The following is a 16,537-nucleotide window of genomic DNA, read 5'->3' on the forward strand; positions in this document are numbered from 1 at the left end:
CGTGGCGAGCGCCGCCCCGCGCAAGGACGGCTGGGACCCGACGCGGTCCGCGGCGGGGCCGTACAGCCCGTGGCTGATCGTGGCGCTCATCAGCATCCCGACCTTCATGGAGGTGCTCGACACCTCGATCGCCAACGTCTCGCTCGATCATATCGCCGGTGGCCTCTCGATTTCGAGCGATCAGGCGACATGGGTGCTGACCAGCTACCTCGTCGCCAACGCGATCGTCATCCCGATCAGCGGCTGGCTGTCCGACGTGATCGGGCGGAAACGCTATTTCATGATCTCGATCGCGCTGTTCACGATCTCATCGCTGATGTGCGGCCTCGCGCCGAACCTCAGCACGCTGGTGATCGCGCGCATTTTTCAGGGAATCGGCGGGGGCGGGCTGGCGCCGGTCGAACAGTCGATGCTCGCCGACACCTTCCCGCCGGCGCAGCGCGGCATGGCGTTTGCCGCCTTCGCGATCGTGGTGGTGGTCGGGCCGGTGCTCGGGCCGACGATCGGCGGCTACATCACCGAGACATGGTCGTGGCATTGGGTGTTTCTCATCAACGTGCCGATCGGCATCGTGTCGCTGATCGCGGTCAACATCTTCGTCGATGAGCCGGATACGATCAAAAACGACCGCGCCGCGCTCATCAAACGCGGCATCCGCATCGATTATATCGGCGTGCTGCTGGTCGCGCTCGGCCTCGGGTTTCTCGAACTGACGCTCGATCGCGGTGAGCGCGAAGACTGGTTCTCCAGCGGGTTCATCGTCGCCACCGCCGCGATTTCGGCGGTCGCGCTGATCGGGCTGATCCTGTGGGAAAGCCAGCATGACGATCCGGTCGTGGACGTGAAGCTGCTCCGCAACCGCAATTTCGCGGCGACGCTGTTGGTGATGGGGCTGACCGGTATGATCCTGTTCAGCACGACCCAGTTGATCCCGCAGATGCTCCAGCAGGTGGTCGGCTATACCTCGTTCGATGCCGGGCTGGCGCTGACCGCTGGCGGGTTCATGACGTTGGTGATGGTGCCATTCGCAGGTCGGTTGAGTGGCCTCGTCGATGTCCGTTTCCTGCTGTTTCCGGCGATTATCGGACAAGCCTTCGCACTCTGGAACATGTCGCATCTGACCGCGGACCTCAGCTTTTTCGATGCGGCGATGGCGCGGCTGTATCAGTCGATGTTCCTGCCGTTCCTGTTCGTGCCGCTGAGCGCAGTGGCCTATGCCGGCCTGCCGCAGAACAAGACGGCGCAGGCATCGAGCCTGCTTAACGTCGCGCGCAACCTTGGCGGCACAATCGGTATCGCGAGTTCGCAATCGATGCTGTCCAACGCGATGCAGCGCCACCAGACCGAATTGGTGCAGGGGCTTAATCCGCTCAACTTCAACTATACCGAATGGCTCACCAAGGCGCAGGGCGCGGTCGGCAGCGTGGGCGACACGACCACGCCGCTCGCGCTCCTGTACAGTCAGGTGCAGCGGCAGGCGGCGATGCTCGGGTTCCTCGACGTTTTCCGATCGCTGATGATTATCGTGCTGGTGGTATCGCCAGCGGTGTTCTTGATGCGCCCCAGCAAGACGGGTGGCGGCGGCGGAGGAATGGCGCATTGATCCGGAAATCCACGCTGGCCGCGTTGACCGCGGTGCTGCTCGCGGGCGCCTGCACGGTCGGCCCGAACTACCACGCTCCCGATATGCCTGTACCGGCGAGCTTCGGCGAGGCGCAGGCCAGGCTACCTGGTGCGGGGGTGGACCCGGCGCGCTGGTGGAGCGCGTTTGGTGACCCGCAGCTCGATGGGCTCGTTGAGCGCGCGCTGAAGGGCAACCCCGACATCGCGGTCGCCGCATCGCGCGTGCAGCAGGCGCGACTGTCCGAGGTGGCCGCGCGCGGCGTGGGACGCCCGACGGTCGATGCGACCGCCAACGCCACGCATATCGAGCTGAGCAAGAACAGTGGCATCTCGCAGATCGCACAGTTGTTCTCGGGTGGTTCGTCGGGCGGAAGCGGGTCTGGCGGCGGTATCGCGCTGCCAGGCACGGGCATCACGACCTATGCGGCTGGCTTCGACGCGAGCTGGGAGATCGATCTGTTCGGCGGCGGCAGGCGGCAGGTCGAGGGTGCGGTCGCGCGGACCGAGCAGGCGGTGTGGAACCAGCGCGACGCAGCGGTGACGCTCGCCGCCGAGGTCGCGCAGGCCTATTTCTCGCTCCGGCTCGACCAGACCCAGATCGCGATCGTCACCGACGAAATCGCGCGCGAGAAGCGCGCGCTGGCGATCGCCGGCCATGTCGCGCGCGCGGGGCTGGTTCCGCAGAGCGACGTGACCCGGCAGCGCGGTTCGCTGACCACCCTGGAAGCGCGGCTGGAGCCGCTCAAGGCGGATGTCCGCACGCGCATCCACGCGCTCGGTATCCTGCTCGGCGAGGCGCCCGAGACGCTCGACGCGGAACTGAGCGCCGCGCCCGGCGCGACGCTCGGCCTGCCCGACGTTCCGGCCGGACTGCCATCCGACCTGTTGCGTCGGCGGCCCGACATTCGCGCCGCCGAACGAAACCTCGCCGCCGCGACCGCCGATATCGGCGTAGCGGTCGCTGACCTGTATCCGAAGTTCCAGTTAACCGGCCTTGGCGAACTGCTCTCCACCTCGCTCGGCAATCTGTTCAGCAGCGACAGCTTGCAGGCGAGCGTGGCCGGCGGCGTGAACTTCCCGCTACTCGACTGGGGCCGGCGCAAGGCCACCGTGGCGATCCGCAAAGCGCAGGCCGAAGAGGCGTATGCGCGGTACAAGGCGACCGTGCTCGGCGCGCTGCGTGACGTCGAAGATCCGCTCGCCCGGATCGACGCCGAGCGGCGCCGTAACGCGGCGCTGAAGCGCGCAGTCAAGGACGAGGAGCGCAGCGCGCGATCGGTCGAAGCGCGCTATCGCACCGGCTTCGTCGCGCAAGACGAGGTGCTCAACGCGCAGATCCGCGTCGCCTCGGCGCGCGAACAGGTCGCCGCCAGCGACATGCAGCTGCGTGAGGACACCGCATCGCTGTTCAAGGCGATCGGTGGCGGCTGGGAGGAGAACGCGCCCCCGGCGCCGTAGCGCCGGGAGGTGTTTTGACCTGCCTCGAACACCCGGTAAGGTGCCGTGATGGACACCTCGCACATCGCCGCCGCCGCGCTGACGCATCTCGAACGGCTGATCGCGTTCGACACCACCTCGCGCGATTCGAACCTCGCGTTGATCGGCTATGTGGAGGATTTCCTGCGTGAGCATGGCATCGCGTCGCACCGCGTCGCCAATGACGACGGGCGCAAGGCCAATCTCTACGCGACGATCGGCCCGGCGGTGGCGGGCGGGGTCGTACTGTCGGGGCATACCGATGTCGTGCCGGTCGACGGACAGGACTGGGCGAGCGACCCGTTCACGCTGACCCGGCGCGGTGACCGGCTGTATGGGCGCGGGACGTGCGACATGAAGGGTTTCATCGCGCTCGCGCTCGCGATCGTGCCCGAGGTGGCGCGGGGCAGTGTGACGCGGCCGCTGCACCTCGCTTTATCCTATGACGAGGAGGTCGGCTGCCTCGGCGCGCCGTCGATGATCCGCGAACTGGTGCGCGATCTTCCGTCGCCGCTCGCGGTGATCGTCGGCGAGCCGACCAACATGGAGGTGGTGAGCGGGCACAAGGGCATCGCAAGCTGGGTCGTGACGGTGCGCGGGCACGAGGCGCATTCGAGCCTGACGCATCTCGGCGTGTCCGCAAACATGATTGCGGTGAAGTTGATGCACGCGCTCAGCGAGATCGCCGCGCAACTGGAGTGCAGTGCCGACCCGCACTCGCCCTATCATCCGCCCCATGCCACGCTGACGATCGGGACGATTCACGGCGGCACCGCCGTCAATATCCTCGCGCGCGAGTGCGTGTTCGTGTTCGACCTGCGCACGCCGTCAGGAACCGATCCCAAGGCGATCATCGCGCCCTTCGAAGCATTGTGCGCGGCTGAGGACGCGGCGATACGCGCGCGCTTCCCCGATGCCGGGGTGGAGATCGCGCGGCGGTCGTTGACTCCCTCCTTCGCGCTTCAACGGGGCAGTCCCGCCGAGGCGCTGGCGCGGCGGCTGGCGGGCGACAATGGCGCGCCGCGCGTGGTGTCCTACGCAGCCGAGGCGGGGCAATTCCAGGAGGCTGGCTTCTCGACGATCATCTGCGGCCCCGGCTCGATCGAGCAGGCGCACCAGCCGAATGAATATCTGGAAGTGGCGCAGTTCGAACGTGGCGCAGCCTTCATGGCCCGGCTCGACGAAGCGTTACGATGAGAGCCGGCGGACGCGCTTCGGCGTGAATTTCCATAACGCCGCACTTCAACGGCGGAACCCGGGAGTCCCAAAATGGAACAAGCGTGGAATGTGCGTAACGACCTGAAGGAGAAGACCGATGCCCGCGCGGACATGGCCGCTCGCCCACGCGAAGCGCGCAGATGCCGACGATTTGGTGACTTTACGAAGGCCGACCAACCTCGAACGCGGCTGGGCAGGAGCATGGAAGTCCGCCCCGACGAGATGCTAACATATTCTGTTTAAAGAATAATTCTGCATCACGCCGGGCCGGGTCAGGAATTTACCAAGGACGGATATTGTTGCCGTAGATCAGCGCGAGGATGAAACGAAGCATTTGCTTTCTCCCATTTATGCCCAGTTGGGCGACTCATTTCTTAACGAAAAATTAAGCATGTCGCAATTTCGTTTAGGGAATTTCCCACATGTTGGGAGTTGCGCTTAACGGTTCCTTTAAGGCTCGCGGGTAAGTCTGCGCGCATGGCGCGAGCTCTCCAGATCCAGCACGTTTTCGGCGCTCCCACCGCGCCGCATGGCGGCTTGCTCTCCGAGCGTGGTGAGGCGCGTTCGTCCAGCTTGCCTGTTCACGATGCCAGGGGTGGCAGCTATCAGCGCCCGAGCGCCAGCGGGTCCGATGCTCCCGTGGCGATATTGGCGTGGCAGGCGATCGTGCTCGCGGAAGTCACGAACTTCGCGGGCTTGCGGCGCCACCTTGGTCGCCCCCGCGCGGATCGACTGGTGCTCGATCTCATCGATCGCGCAACCGATTGCGTGCCGGGTATCCGGTCTGTCGGGGCGGGTCGCACGGTAGCGGAGTTCGAACTCGACGCGATCGACCTCGCCGCCATCGAAATCATGGTCGAGGTGCTGCGCACTGCCTTCGATGCGCCCTTCGACCTTGATGGTGAACTGCACTGCGTAGAGATCGTGCTTGCCGCCGCCGTCGCGCCGGTCGGCAGTACCGAGGATGTCCGGCTCGTCGAGGAGGCGGAGGGCGCACTCGAACAGGCGCGCATCGATCTTCGCACGGTCGTTCGCGATCTCTCAGACGGCACGCCCGCGTTCGACCGGCTTTCGCTGATCCGCGACCTGCCGGCGGCGATCGCCAATGGCGAAATGTTCCTGCAGTATCAGCCCAAGGTCCATGTCCGTCGTCAGGCGATATCGAGCGCGGAGGCGCTGATCCGCTGGCAGCACCCACAGCGCGGGCTGATCCTGCCGGGCGATTTCATCACCATTGCGGAAGACGCACGCCAGATTAGCGCGCTGACGCTTTGGACGCTCGATCAGGTGATCGCGGACCAAAAGACGCTGTGCGGCGACGGCCGCGACCTCACCATCTTCATCAACATTTCCGGCCAGTTGCTCGGCGATGCCGAGTTCGTCGCCGAAGCATGCCGAAAAGTCGGCGCAGGTGGTGTCCGGATCGGCTTCGAGATCACCGAAACGGCGGTGATCCGCGATCCGCAGAGCGCCATCGCCAATCTGTGCAGGTTCGACGACGTCGGCATCACGATCGCCATCGACGATTATGGAGCCGGGCTGTCCTCGCTCGCCTATCTCAAGCAACTGCCGGCGCGGGAATTGAAGATCGACAAGATGTTCATCCTGCAACTCACCAGCAGCAATCGCGATCCGCTCATCGTGCGGTCCACGATCGATCTGGCGCATGCACTCGAAATGGAAGTCACCGCCGAAGGAGTCGAGACACAGGCGGCGCTCGCGTTGCTGTCGGTGATGGGCTGCGACATGGTGCAGGGCTATCTCATCAGCCGTCCGGTTTCGATCGAAGCGTTCCGCCAATTTCTGCGCGACGACAACCTCCAACTCGGCGGCGATCTCCGCCAATCGATGTTCAAGCGCCCGGCGAGCTTTTGGCGCACCGCCTGAACGTGTGGGTATGCCATGCTGACGAAGGCGTTTAGCTGCGTATTAACGGTGATCGGCTAAGGCGGCACGATGAGCATCGCCTTTTTCAATAGTCGCGCGACCCGCTTGCTGTGCGTTGTCATGCTGTGGTGTGCGTTGAGTCTGTACCCGGCTGCGGCACGGGCAGTCAGCGTCGGCGAGCAATTTGATGCGCTGGTTGCGGACGCCAAGGCGGCGATGCTGGTCAATCCATCGCAAGCGATCGACAAAGCCAAGGCCGCGCAACAGCTCGCCGGCGCGCTCCCCGGGGGCCGCCGCACGATCGGCATCGCCGCTGCGCAGTGGCTGCAAGGCGAGGCCTATCTGCGGCTCGGGGATGTCGTACATGCGCGGCCGCTGATCGACCAGGCGTTCGCCACCGCCTCGGCCGGGCCTGCGACCAAGCTGACAGGCGATATTTTGCTTTCGCGCGGTGGTCTGCACACCGCTACCGCGCAAGTCGCCGCAGCTCTCACCGATTACCAGAAGGCGCACAATCTGTTTCGCGATCTAGGCGAAACGCGAAGTCGCGCAATTGCATTGTTAAGTATCGCTTTGCTATATCAGGAAGCTGGCGACTACAGAACTGCACTGCGATATTACGATCAGGCGCGCGATATTTATAGTGCTGATCCGCAGTTGTTGCTGTCGATCTTTAATAACCGTGGCAATGCCCTGAAGGAGCTCGGTCGCTACGACGCGGCTGAACAGCAGTTCCGTGAGGCATTCACCCTCGCCAAAACGATGCATAGTCCTGCATTCGAAGCGCGCGTGCTGAGCAACGTCGCGCGGAGCCAGTTGCGCGCGGGACAACTCGACGCCGCCGATAGAACGATCTCGCAAGGATTTGCCTATCGCCGCGCGCCCGATGCCGCGGGCGAGATCGGCCAATTCTGGGCGCTTGCAGCGCGATCGGCGCTTCAGCGTGGTAACGTCGGCAAGGCGACGGAATTGATCGTGCGCGGCTTCACGGGTGTCGATCTCTTGGACCGCGAGGCGCACGAGACCGCCTACCAGGCGTTCAAACAAATCGGCGACGACAAACAAGCGCTCACTCACCTCGAAGCGCTCAAGAACCTCGACGACCAGACGTCCAAGCTGGCCGCGTCAACCAACACCGCACTTGCCGCAGCGCGGTTCGATTTCGCCAACCAGGAATTGCGCATCGCCAAGCTGCGCAACGACGACCTGGCACGCAAGAACGCGTTCGAGCGCAGCCGCGTCGAGACGCAGCGGATGATCTTCGCGGCCGCCGCGATCGTAACGGTCATCGTCGTCGCACTGCTGGCGGCCAGCCTGATCGTGATCCGCCGTAGCCGCAACGAGGTGCGCGCCGCCAACGTCGATCTCGCCGCGAGCAACGTCGCGCTCGCCAAGGCGCTCGCCGCAAAGACCGAGTTCCTCGCGACCACCAGCCACGAGATCCGCACCCCGCTCAATGGCATTCTCGGGATGACTCAGGTGATGCTGGCCGACGCGAAACTCGACGGCGCGCTGCGCGACAGGATCGGCATCGTCCACTCCGCCGGCGTTACGATGCGCGCTCTCGTGGACGATATCCTCGACGTGGCGAAGATCGAGACCGGGAACCTCTCGGTCGAGCAGGCGCCGTTCGATCTCAAGGAGATGCTTCGCGATGTTTGTCGGTTGTGGCAGGAGCAGGCCCGCGACAAGGGGTTGAGCTTCGCGCTGGACCTCGAAGACGCGCCGCGTGGCATAGAGGGCGACGTGGCTCGGTTGCGGCAGATCGTGTTCAACCTCCTGTCCAATGCGATCAAGTTCACCGATGCGGGTACAATTCGGCTCGCCGTCACCACCGACGTCGACGGCACCGGCGAGCGGATGCGGATCGCGGTGAGTGACAATGGCATCGGCATCCCGGCCGACAAACTGGGTATGATTTTCGAGTCGTTCCGTCAGGTCGACGCCGGTACGACGCGCCGGTTCGGCGGCACCGGCCTTGGCCTGTCGATTTGCCGCAATCTCGCGCGCGCGATGGGCGGCGACGTTTCGGTCGAGAGCGTGGAGGGGCAGGGTTCGACCTTCACGGTCGACCTGCCGTGGATACGTGTCGCAGCGGCCGACCACGTCGCCGGGACCGGTTCGAACGGCTTGCTGATCGTCGATCGCAACCCGATCACGCGCGCGATGCTGCGCGCGATGCTGGCCCCACATGCAGGTAGCGTGTCGTTCGCGGCCAATGCGGCGGAGGCGACTGCGCGTCTCGGCGAGGGAGGCATCGCCCAGGTGCTGATCGACGATGCGACGATCAAGGCGGCAGACGATATCGCCGCGGCGTTGGAGGTAATCGGCGAGGCCGCCGTCGCGGCGGGAGCGTATACCACTTTGCTATGGTCGGCGCCCGATCCGCAGGACCATAAGCGCGCCAGTGATGCGATGATCGATCAACTGGTGCCTAAGCCGATCGCCGGCGCGCGACTGACCGAACTGATATACAGCCAAAACGAGCACAATGTGTCCGACACCGGGCTTGTAACGCGTGCGGCATGATCGGTAGTGAGCCTCTTATGAAGTGTGCACGGTCTCTTTCGTATTCCCTTGCCGGACCCCGGTCATGAGGATCCTGTTCGTCGAAGACGATCCGATGAATCGTCGGGTTGTCAACGACATGCTCGACGTTGCTGGCGCGGTGATGACCGGCGCCGAATCCGCAGAGATCGGGCTGGCCCTGATCGACGATAACGACTTCAATATCGTACTGCTCGATTTGCGCATGCCCGGCATGGATGGGCTGACCGCGCTCGAGCACATTCGCGGCCGAAAAGACGCAAAGGCCGACCTGCCCGTCATCGTGCTCACGGCCGACACGGCGATCGACTTGCGCGAGCGCTGTCTCGCCGCCGGCGCCGATGAAGTGCTGTTCAAGCCGGTCGCAATGGATTCGCTGTTCGACGCGATCGGTCGGGTGCTCGCCAAGGGGTATGGCGACGGTATGATCGCCTGAGCGCAAAAGTCGCTGGCCCGGCAGATGGCGAGCCGAGCTCAACCATCCGCCGGCGCTTCCGACAGACTTACGCTTCGTCGGTCGTCGACCCGCCAAGACCGACCGCTTCCTCGACCTTTTCGATCGCGTTCTCGATCACCTTGGGCTTACGCAGAGCGAATACAGCGGCACCCGCAGCCGCCACGGCAGCGACCGCGCCGCCAGCGATGGCGGCGGTGGACCAGCCGGTCTTCGCATCGGCTTTCTTGGCCGTCGTCGCCTTCGGCTTGGCTGGAGCCTTGGCGCGGACGGGCTTGGATGCGGTTTTCTTCGAAGCCGCTGGCTTGGTCGACGCGGGCTTAGGCGATGCCGCCTTGGCCGCCGCCGGCTTGCGCGCGGTCTTCTTGGTCGTGGTGGCTGGCTTGGTGTCGTCGTCGGCCATCGCTCTATCCTGTAATCGTTGAGCCACCGTAACGCACGGACGCCCACGAGTTTCCCTCGTCTTAACGGAACGGCGGCTCGTTGAACGCGCGCAGCTTGCGCGAGTGCAGTTTGGCGCCCTCGCGGCGGAGTTCCTCGCACGCTTCGATGCCGATCTTGAGATGCTCGGCGATCGCGCGCTCGTAGAAGCGGTTGGCTTGGCCCGGCAGCTTCAGCTCGCCGTGGAGCGGCTTGTCCGAGACGCACAACAACGTCCCGTAGGGCACACGGAAGCGATAGCCCTGCGCTGCGATCGTCGCGCTTTCCATGTCGATGCCGACCGCACGGCTGAGCGAGAAGCGCAGCGCTGACTTCGAGTAGCGCAGCTCCCAGTTGCGGTCATCCGTGGTGACGATCGTACCCGTGCGCAGCCGACGCTTAAGCTCCTCGCCCGACTGTCCGGAGATCGTCTCGGCCGCACGCGCCATCGCGAGCTGCACCTCGGCAATGGCGGGCACAGGGATTTCGGGCGGCAGCACGTCGTCGAGGACATGGTCGTCGCGCAGATAGGCGTGGGCGAGCACATAATCGCCGATTCGCTGGCTGGGCCGCAAACCGCCGCAATGGCCGATCATCAGCCATGCCTCCGGCCGCAGCACGGCGAGATGGTCGCAGATCGTCTTGGCGTTCGCCGGCCCTACGCCGATGTTGACCAAAGTGATGCCGGTGCCGTCCGCCGCCATCAGGTGATAGGCCGGCATCTGATGCCGCCGCCACGCGCTGGTATCCGCCATGAACGCTTCGACATCGTCGCCCGCGCGCAGCATCACCCCGCCCGCACCGGAGACCGCGACGAAGCGCGAGCCCTCGCCAAGCTGACCGAATGCCCAGCGAATGAATTCATCGACATAGCGGTGATAGTTGGTGAACAGTACGAAGCGCTGAACGTGCTCCGGCGGCGTGCCGGTATAATGCCGCAGCCGCGCGAGCGAGAAATCGGTGCGAAGGCCATCGAACAAAGCGAGCGGACGGATACCGTCGGGGATCGCGTACAGCCCGTCGGCGATCTCGTCACCGATATGCGCAAGTTCGGTCGCCGGGAAGTAGCGCGCCAGCTCGGTTGTGGAGATGGTATCGAGCCGCAGCGCATAGCCGGCGTCGAGCACATAGGGGAAGGGGATCTCCTGCCGACCCTCGACCGCCTCGACCGAGACGTCGTAATCCTCGATCAGCAAGGTGAGCTGCTCGGTCAGATAGTCGGAGAACATCGCCGGCTTGGTTACGCTGATCCGATATTCGCCCGCCGATACCAGCCGTCCGAACGAACGCGGGGGCACCGTCGTCGCGCCGCCGTCATAGCGGACGTGGATTTCGGGATAGGCGAAACTGCCATCGCTGCGGCTCGCCGGATCGGGTAATGTGCCGGTATCGAGATAGGCGTTCAACGCCGCCTGGAGCCGCGCGACCGAAGCGGCATAAAGCCGCTCCAGTTCGGCGACGATTTTCACGGCTGGGGTGGATGCTGTCGTCATCCACCGGGGCTAGAACAGCGCCGTTACGCTGGCAAGACAGCGCAAGCGACGCCGCTCTCGAAGCGGTCAGGCTTTCGCCTTGGCCTTGGTGCCCTTGGCCGGTGTCTCGTCTTCTTCGAGCAGCTTCGACACGCCATAAGCCGCGCCCGCGACGGTCGCTGCAACGCCGGCGCCGATCGCGGCCGCCGCAACGGGATGCTCCTTCACGGCCCCGATCGTCGTCTCGACCGCCTGGCCGATCGCATCCTTGGCCTGGCCGAGCAGCGACGCCGAGGTGTCGGCGACGGTCTTGGCGGCTTCCTGTGCGGTGGCGCTCGCCTGATCGATGATCGATTCGGTCGTGGGCGTATCGGTGTTGGCGCTAGCGTCGGTGTTGGTGGTGTCGGTCATGGAACAACCCTCCTCTGTGTCGCGCGATCAACGGATCGGGCGCGCGGGCGTTCCATGACCGCAATGACCAATCAGATTTCGTCGAGCAGATATTCGGCGGCGGAAACCTTGAACTCACCCGGCGCCTCGACATTGAGCTGCTCGACCACGCCGTCATTGACGAGCATCGAGAAACGCTGGCCGCGCGTGCCCATGCCAAACTTGGACGCGTCCATCGTCAGACCGAGCGCGGTGACGAAATCGGCGCTGCCGTCGGCGAGCATGGTGATGGCGTCGGCGCCCGAATCCTTGCTCCACGCCTTCAGCACGAACGCATCGTTGACGGCGGTGCAGGCGATCTCGTCGACGCCCTTCGCCTTCAGCGCGTCGATCTTGTCGACATAGCCGGGCAGATGGCGCGCCGAACAGGTCGGGGTATACGCGCCCGGCACCGAGAACACCGCGACCTTGCGGCCTGCGAAATAGTCGTCGGAGCTGATCTGGTCCGGCCCATCAGCGGTAACCTTGGTGAGCGTGACGCTGGGGATGCGGTCGCCGATGGTGATCGTCATGAAAATCTCCTTGGAAGGGTCGTCGCGCCTAAGTCGCCGCTTCACGATGGCATTTCAAGCGTGACGCTCGCGCGGGCCGGACTATGATCGCGCGGATGCAGACAGAAGTTTACCTCACCGGACAAATGCTGCTCGCGCTGCCGGGCATCGGCGATCCGCGTTTCGAACGTGCGGCAATCGCGATGTGCGCGCACGACGCGCATGGCGCGGTCGGTGTCGGCACCGGCGCGGTGATCGCTGATCTCGGGCTGCATGCGCTGCTGGCGCAGTTCGAGATCGCGCCCGGCGACGCGCCCGATGCGCCGGTGCATTTCGGCGGTCCGGTCGAGCCGCAGCGCGGTTTCGTGCTGCATACGTCCGATTGGGGCGGGCAGGATACGATCGACGTCGCCGGTCGCTGGTCGTTGTCGGGCACGATCGACGTGTTGCGCGCGATCGCCGAGGGTAAAGGGCCGAGCCGCTGGCTGGTCGCGCTCGGCTATGCCGGCTGGGGCGCGGGGCAGTTGGAGGGCGAACTCACCCGCCACGGCTGGTTCAACGCGCCGGCCGACGCCGATCTGCTGTTCGACAACCCGGCCGAGGCGCGGTGGGAGCGTGGTTTCAAGCGAATCGGCATCGATCCGCGTTTGCTCGGCAACGAAACCGGGCGGGCGTGAGCGCGATCGATCAGACGCGCACTAGCGCGTCGATCGCGCCTTGCAGGATATAGCTGGCCGCGAGCTTGTCGACTCGCTCGGCGCGTTTGGCGCGGCTGATATCCTCGGCGATCATCTGCCGCTCGACCGCCTGGGTCGACCACCGTTCGTCCCATAGCAGGATCGGCAGTTCGAGATCGGCGAGGTTGCGCGCGAAGGCGCGGGTGCTCTGTGAGCGCGGGCTTTCGCTGCCGTCGAGGTTGATCGGCAGGCCGATGACGAGGCCGGTGACGCGCTGCTCGGCGATCATGGCGACCAGCGCGACCTTGTCGGCGGTGAACTTGGTGCGCCGGATCAGCAGCGCGGGGGAGGCGAACGACCATTCCGAGTCGCATAAAGCGGTGCCGATCGTCTTGGTGCCGACATCAAGTCCGAGCAGGCGACCGCCGGTGGGGAGCGCCTCGCGGAAGGCGGCGGGGTCGGTGGTGATCATCGGCGTAAGTACCCGTTCGTGCTGAGCTTGTCGAAGCCTGTTCTGAGCGGCTGCTTGCCAGCCAGCCGAAGGGCACGTGCCCCGGAACACGCCCTTCGACAAGCTCAGGGCGAACGGTTGGTTATCGCGCCTCAAACGCCGCCAGCCGCCGCGCGGCATCGGCGCGGACGTTCGCCCAGAACAGGCTGTAATCGTAGACGTGGTAGTTGTTCCCCGGCAACACGAACCCGCCCATCGCCGGCGGCGCGCCGATCATCAGCAGCCCGCGCCCTGCACAGCGCGCGCCGACTCGACCCGCGACGATATCGGCGGTGCTCAGATCACTCGACGGCAGGAGCGTACCGCGATTGGCGGTGGCCGGCGCGGTTGCATCGGGCGTGCCGGTGAGCGGATTGGTACAGATCATCGCGCTGCCCTTGCGGGGCGCGCCGGTGAAGCCCGTCGAGGCATCGAACGTGTCGAGGATCAGCGACGGATCGGCCGGTTCGACGAAACTCTGCCACGACAGGATACAGCCGGCTTGAGCGGCACTCGTGCATTCGGGCAACCCCATGCGGGGCAGATCGGCGGTCCGCGACACCGGCCAGCCGACCACATAGGCAGCGACGATCCGCTTCGCGAGCGGCGTGCCGGCGATCTTCTCATGCAGCAGCCGCGTCAGATGCAGCGCGCCCTGGCTGTGGCCGGCGAGGATGATCGGCCGGTCACCCGCTTGCCGCAAGAACGCCTCGAACGCGGCGACGACATCGCGATAGGCGAAATCGAGCGCTTTCTGCGCGTCGGCCTGAGACGTCAGGAACGCTCCGAACGCCGCCTGCCGATAGCGTGGCGCCCAAATCGCGCCGATGCCGTTGAACGCGCTCGCCTGCCCCTTGAGGAAGATCGCCGCGCGCGCATTCGCCTCGGGGTCATCGAGCGGCGCGTTCCAATGGGTGCGGACCAGATATGACGTCGGGTGAATGAAGAACACCGCCGCCTGCGGCTGCGCGCCCGGCGTGTAGCCGGCCGGCGTCCACAGCGCCGGGTTGCCGGGCTTGTCCGGCCGCGCGAGCCACATCTTCGCGTCGTCGTAGGAGGGTGGCGGCGGTAACGCGTCGACGCCGCCCCCCGGCACCATCGTCATGCGCATGAACAGCGTCGGGAAGGCGTTGAGCGCGAAGCCCCCGGCGACCGTCAGCATGATGAGGACGGCAAACGCATACAGAAACTTACGTGCCATAGGGCGTGCTGGTCCATCACGGCGGGCGAGAGCCGAATGGTTGGCGCAAGGATGCGCATTACGCAATCGCCCGCGTAGAGGTTGATGGGTTCCGCTGGCGATGCTAGCCGCACGGCCATGTCAGTCGATATCGCCACCGTGAAGAAGATCGCGAGCCTTGCCCGCATCGCGATCACCGAAGAAGACGCCGCCCGGCTTGCGCCGGAGCTGGACAATATCATGGGCTGGATCGAGCAACTCGGCGAGGTGGACACCGCCGATGTCGCGCCGATGACCGCCGTGATCCCCAACCATCTGCGCCTGCGCGACGACGTCGTGACCGACGGCAACGTGCGCGACGCGGTGCTGGCGAACGCGCCGCAGGCGGAGCATGGCTTCTTCACCGTGCCGAAGGTGATCGAGTGATGACGGTACGACATCACTCGATCATCCCCGCGCAAGCGGGGATCCAGAAGACGAAGACTCTGCATGCGTGGCTCTGGACCCCCGCTTTCGCGGGGGAACGGGAAGGACTGAACCGATGACCGACCTCACCGATCTCGGCGTTGCCGCCATCCGCGACGGCGTTCGCGACGGCAGCTTCTCCGCGCGCGACGTTGCCGAAGCGTTCGTCGCCAAGGTCAGCGCCGCCAAGGCGCTCAACGCCTTCCTCGTCGAGACGCCCGATCATGCGCTCGCCGCCGCCGACGCGGCCGATGCCGCCAAGGCGGCGGGCGAGACGCTCAAGCCGCTCGCCGGCGTGCCGATCGGCATGAAGGATCTGTTCTGCACAAAGGGCGTGCCCGCCACCGCCGCCAGCCTGATCCTCGACGGCTTCACGCCGACGTATGAGTCAACCGTCTCGGGCAAATTGTTCGCGGCCGGCGCGGGAATGCTCGGCAAGCTCAACATGGACCAGTTCGCGATGGGCTCGTCGAACGAGACGAGCGCGTTCGGCAACGTCATATCGCCGTGGAAGCGCAACGATGGCGGTAATGCCGCGCTGACCCCCGGCGGCTCCTCGGGCGGTTCGGCGGCGGCGATCGCGGCGCGGCTGTGCCCGGGTGCGACCGGCACCGACACCGGCGGCTCGATCCGCCAGCCCGCCGCCTTCACCGGCATCGCCGGCATCAAGCCGACCTATGGCCGCTGCTCGCGCTGGGGCGTGGTGGCGTTCGCATCGTCGCTCGATCAGGCCGGGCCGATGGCGCATGACGTGCGCGACTGCGCGATCCTGCTCGAAGCGATGACCGGGTTCGACGCCAAGGACGCGACTTCGCTCGATCTGGCGGTGCCGGCGTGGGAAGCGGGATTGTCGGCCGATCTTCGCGGCAAGACGATCGGCATTCCCAAAGAGTATCGCGTCGAGGGCATGCCGCCCGAGATCGACGCGCTCTGGCAGCAGGGCATCGCCTGGATGAAGGACGCCGGCGCCGAGGTGATCGAGGTGTCGCTGCCGCATACGAAGTACGCGCTTCCGGCCTATTACATCATCGCGCCGGCGGAGGCGTCATCGAACCTCGCGCGTTATGATGGCGTGCGCTACGGCTTGCGTGATCTCCCCGAGGGCGCGAACCTGCAGGACATGTACGCCGCCACCCGCGCCGCCGGTTTCGGCGACGAGGTCAAGCGCCGCATCATGATAGGCACCTATGTGCTGTCGGCGGGCTTCTACGACGCCTATTTCACCCAGGCCTCCAAGGTCCGCACGCTGATCGCGCGCGATTTCGAACACGCTTTCCAGAAGTGCGACTATCTGCTGACCCCGACCGCACCGTCGGCGGCGTTCGCGCTCGGCGAGAAGCAGGCCGATCCGATCGCGATGTACCTCAACGACGTGTTCACCGTGCCTGCCTCGCTCGCCGGATTGCCGGCGATGAGCGTGCCGGGCGGGCTCGACGCGCAAGGGTTGCCGCTGGGCTTGCAGATCATCGGCCGCCCGCTCGACGAACAGGGCGTGCTCAACGCGGGGCTGGCGATCGAGCAACGCGCTGGCTTCATAGCGCGGCCGGAGGCGTGGTGGTGAGTTTGATCGGCGAGTCTCTGTTCGAGATCGCTGAAGCGGGAATCGTCTTTTTGTTTAGGCGTCTTAAGTTTGGCCGCATTTCGTCTAGGCCTTTAACGCGTAAACGGCAGAAAATTCTGGACCGGC

Annotated in this window: 15 protein-coding genes; 9 read left to right on the forward strand and 6 right to left on the reverse strand. The window is 65.4% G+C overall.

Annotated features, from left to right (window positions below; translation table 11 throughout):
• Position 1: 1 nt before the first annotated feature.
• From J0A91_RS13505 to J0A91_RS13530, 6 genes are all read left to right on the forward strand, one after another.
• Complete coding sequence (locus J0A91_RS13505; protein WP_069205347.1) at positions 2–1,603, forward strand: DHA2 family efflux MFS transporter permease subunit; 1,602 nt, start codon at positions 2–4, stop codon at positions 1,601–1,603.
• Complete coding sequence (locus tag J0A91_RS13510) at positions 1,600–3,081, forward strand: efflux transporter outer membrane subunit (protein WP_240502009.1); 1,482 nt, start codon at positions 1,600–1,602, stop codon at positions 3,079–3,081. Before J0A91_RS13505 ends, J0A91_RS13510 begins: the two co-directional genes overlap by 4 nt.
• A 48-nt stretch (positions 3,082–3,129) precedes the next feature.
• The gene (gene argE / locus J0A91_RS13515; protein WP_069205348.1) at positions 3,130–4,296 is read left to right on the forward strand and encodes an acetylornithine deacetylase; all 1,167 of its coding nucleotides are present in this window, start codon (positions 3,130–3,132) and stop codon (positions 4,294–4,296) included.
• A gap of 498 nt (positions 4,297–4,794) precedes the next feature.
• Positions 4,795–6,204 carry an EAL domain-containing protein gene (locus J0A91_RS13520; protein ID WP_083224674.1) on the forward strand — a complete coding sequence of 470 codons (1,410 nt, stop codon included), beginning with the start codon at positions 4,795–4,797 and terminating at the stop codon, positions 6,202–6,204.
• A gap of 69 nt (positions 6,205–6,273) precedes the next feature.
• Positions 6,274–8,733: an ATP-binding protein gene (locus J0A91_RS13525; RefSeq protein ID WP_240502010.1), complete on the forward strand. Its 2,460-nt coding sequence runs from the start codon at positions 6,274–6,276 to the stop codon at positions 8,731–8,733.
• Positions 8,734–8,797: 64 nt separating this feature from the next.
• Positions 8,798–9,187, forward strand: a complete 390-nt coding sequence (locus tag J0A91_RS13530) for a response regulator (RefSeq protein ID WP_069205349.1) — start codon at positions 8,798–8,800, stop codon at positions 9,185–9,187.
• 67 nt (positions 9,188–9,254) lie between these two features.
• On the opposite strand, the gene J0A91_RS13535 is transcribed toward J0A91_RS13530, so the two are convergent.
• The 4 genes from J0A91_RS13535 to J0A91_RS13550 all read right to left on the reverse strand — a co-directional run bounded on the left by J0A91_RS13535 (position 9,255) and on the right by J0A91_RS13550 (position 12,059).
• Positions 9,255–9,608: a hypothetical protein gene (locus tag J0A91_RS13535; RefSeq protein WP_069205350.1), complete on the reverse strand. Its 354-nt coding sequence runs from the start codon at positions 9,606–9,608 to the stop codon at positions 9,255–9,257.
• 61 nt (positions 9,609–9,669) lie between these two features.
• Positions 9,670–11,118: an AMP nucleosidase gene (locus tag J0A91_RS13540; RefSeq protein ID WP_069205351.1), complete on the reverse strand. Its 1,449-nt coding sequence runs from the start codon at positions 11,116–11,118 to the stop codon at positions 9,670–9,672.
• Positions 11,119–11,184: 66 nt separating this feature from the next.
• The gene (locus J0A91_RS13545) at positions 11,185–11,508 is read right to left on the reverse strand and encodes a hypothetical protein (RefSeq protein WP_069205352.1); all 324 of its coding nucleotides are present in this window, start codon (positions 11,506–11,508) and stop codon (positions 11,185–11,187) included.
• A gap of 71 nt (positions 11,509–11,579) precedes the next feature.
• Positions 11,580–12,059, reverse strand: coding sequence for a peroxiredoxin (locus tag J0A91_RS13550; protein WP_069205353.1), 480 nt, complete (start codon positions 12,057–12,059; stop codon positions 11,580–11,582).
• Between the two features lie 95 nt (positions 12,060–12,154).
• Here J0A91_RS13550 and J0A91_RS13555 point away from each other — a divergent pair, with 95 nt between their 5' ends.
• Entirely contained in the window at positions 12,155–12,715 is a 561-nt protein-coding gene (locus J0A91_RS13555) for a YqgE/AlgH family protein (protein ID WP_069207315.1), read from the forward strand.
• A gap of 10 nt (positions 12,716–12,725) precedes the next feature.
• On the opposite strand, the gene ruvX is transcribed toward J0A91_RS13555, so the two are convergent.
• The gene (gene ruvX, locus J0A91_RS13560) at positions 12,726–13,187 is read right to left on the reverse strand and encodes a Holliday junction resolvase RuvX (protein ID WP_069205354.1); all 462 of its coding nucleotides are present in this window, start codon (positions 13,185–13,187) and stop codon (positions 12,726–12,728) included.
• Between the two features lie 121 nt (positions 13,188–13,308).
• On the reverse strand, positions 13,309–14,406 hold the full coding sequence (locus J0A91_RS13565) for a DUF3089 domain-containing protein (RefSeq protein WP_069205355.1): 1,098 nt from the start codon (positions 14,404–14,406) through the stop codon (positions 13,309–13,311).
• Between the two features lie 117 nt (positions 14,407–14,523).
• Between J0A91_RS13565 and gatC the strand changes: the two genes are divergently transcribed.
• Entirely contained in the window at positions 14,524–14,811 is a 288-nt protein-coding gene (gene gatC / locus J0A91_RS13570) for an Asp-tRNA(Asn)/Glu-tRNA(Gln) amidotransferase subunit GatC (RefSeq protein WP_069205356.1), read from the forward strand.
• Positions 14,812–14,926: 115 nt separating this feature from the next.
• Positions 14,927–16,411, forward strand: coding sequence for an Asp-tRNA(Asn)/Glu-tRNA(Gln) amidotransferase subunit GatA (gene gatA / locus J0A91_RS13575; RefSeq protein ID WP_069205357.1), 1,485 nt, complete (start codon positions 14,927–14,929; stop codon positions 16,409–16,411).
• The last annotated feature ends 126 nt before the right edge of the window (positions 16,412–16,537 follow it).

Source organism: Sphingomonas panacis, assembly GCF_001717955.1.
In the GTDB taxonomy this organism is placed as follows: domain Bacteria; phylum Pseudomonadota; class Alphaproteobacteria; order Sphingomonadales; family Sphingomonadaceae; genus Sphingomonas; species Sphingomonas panacis.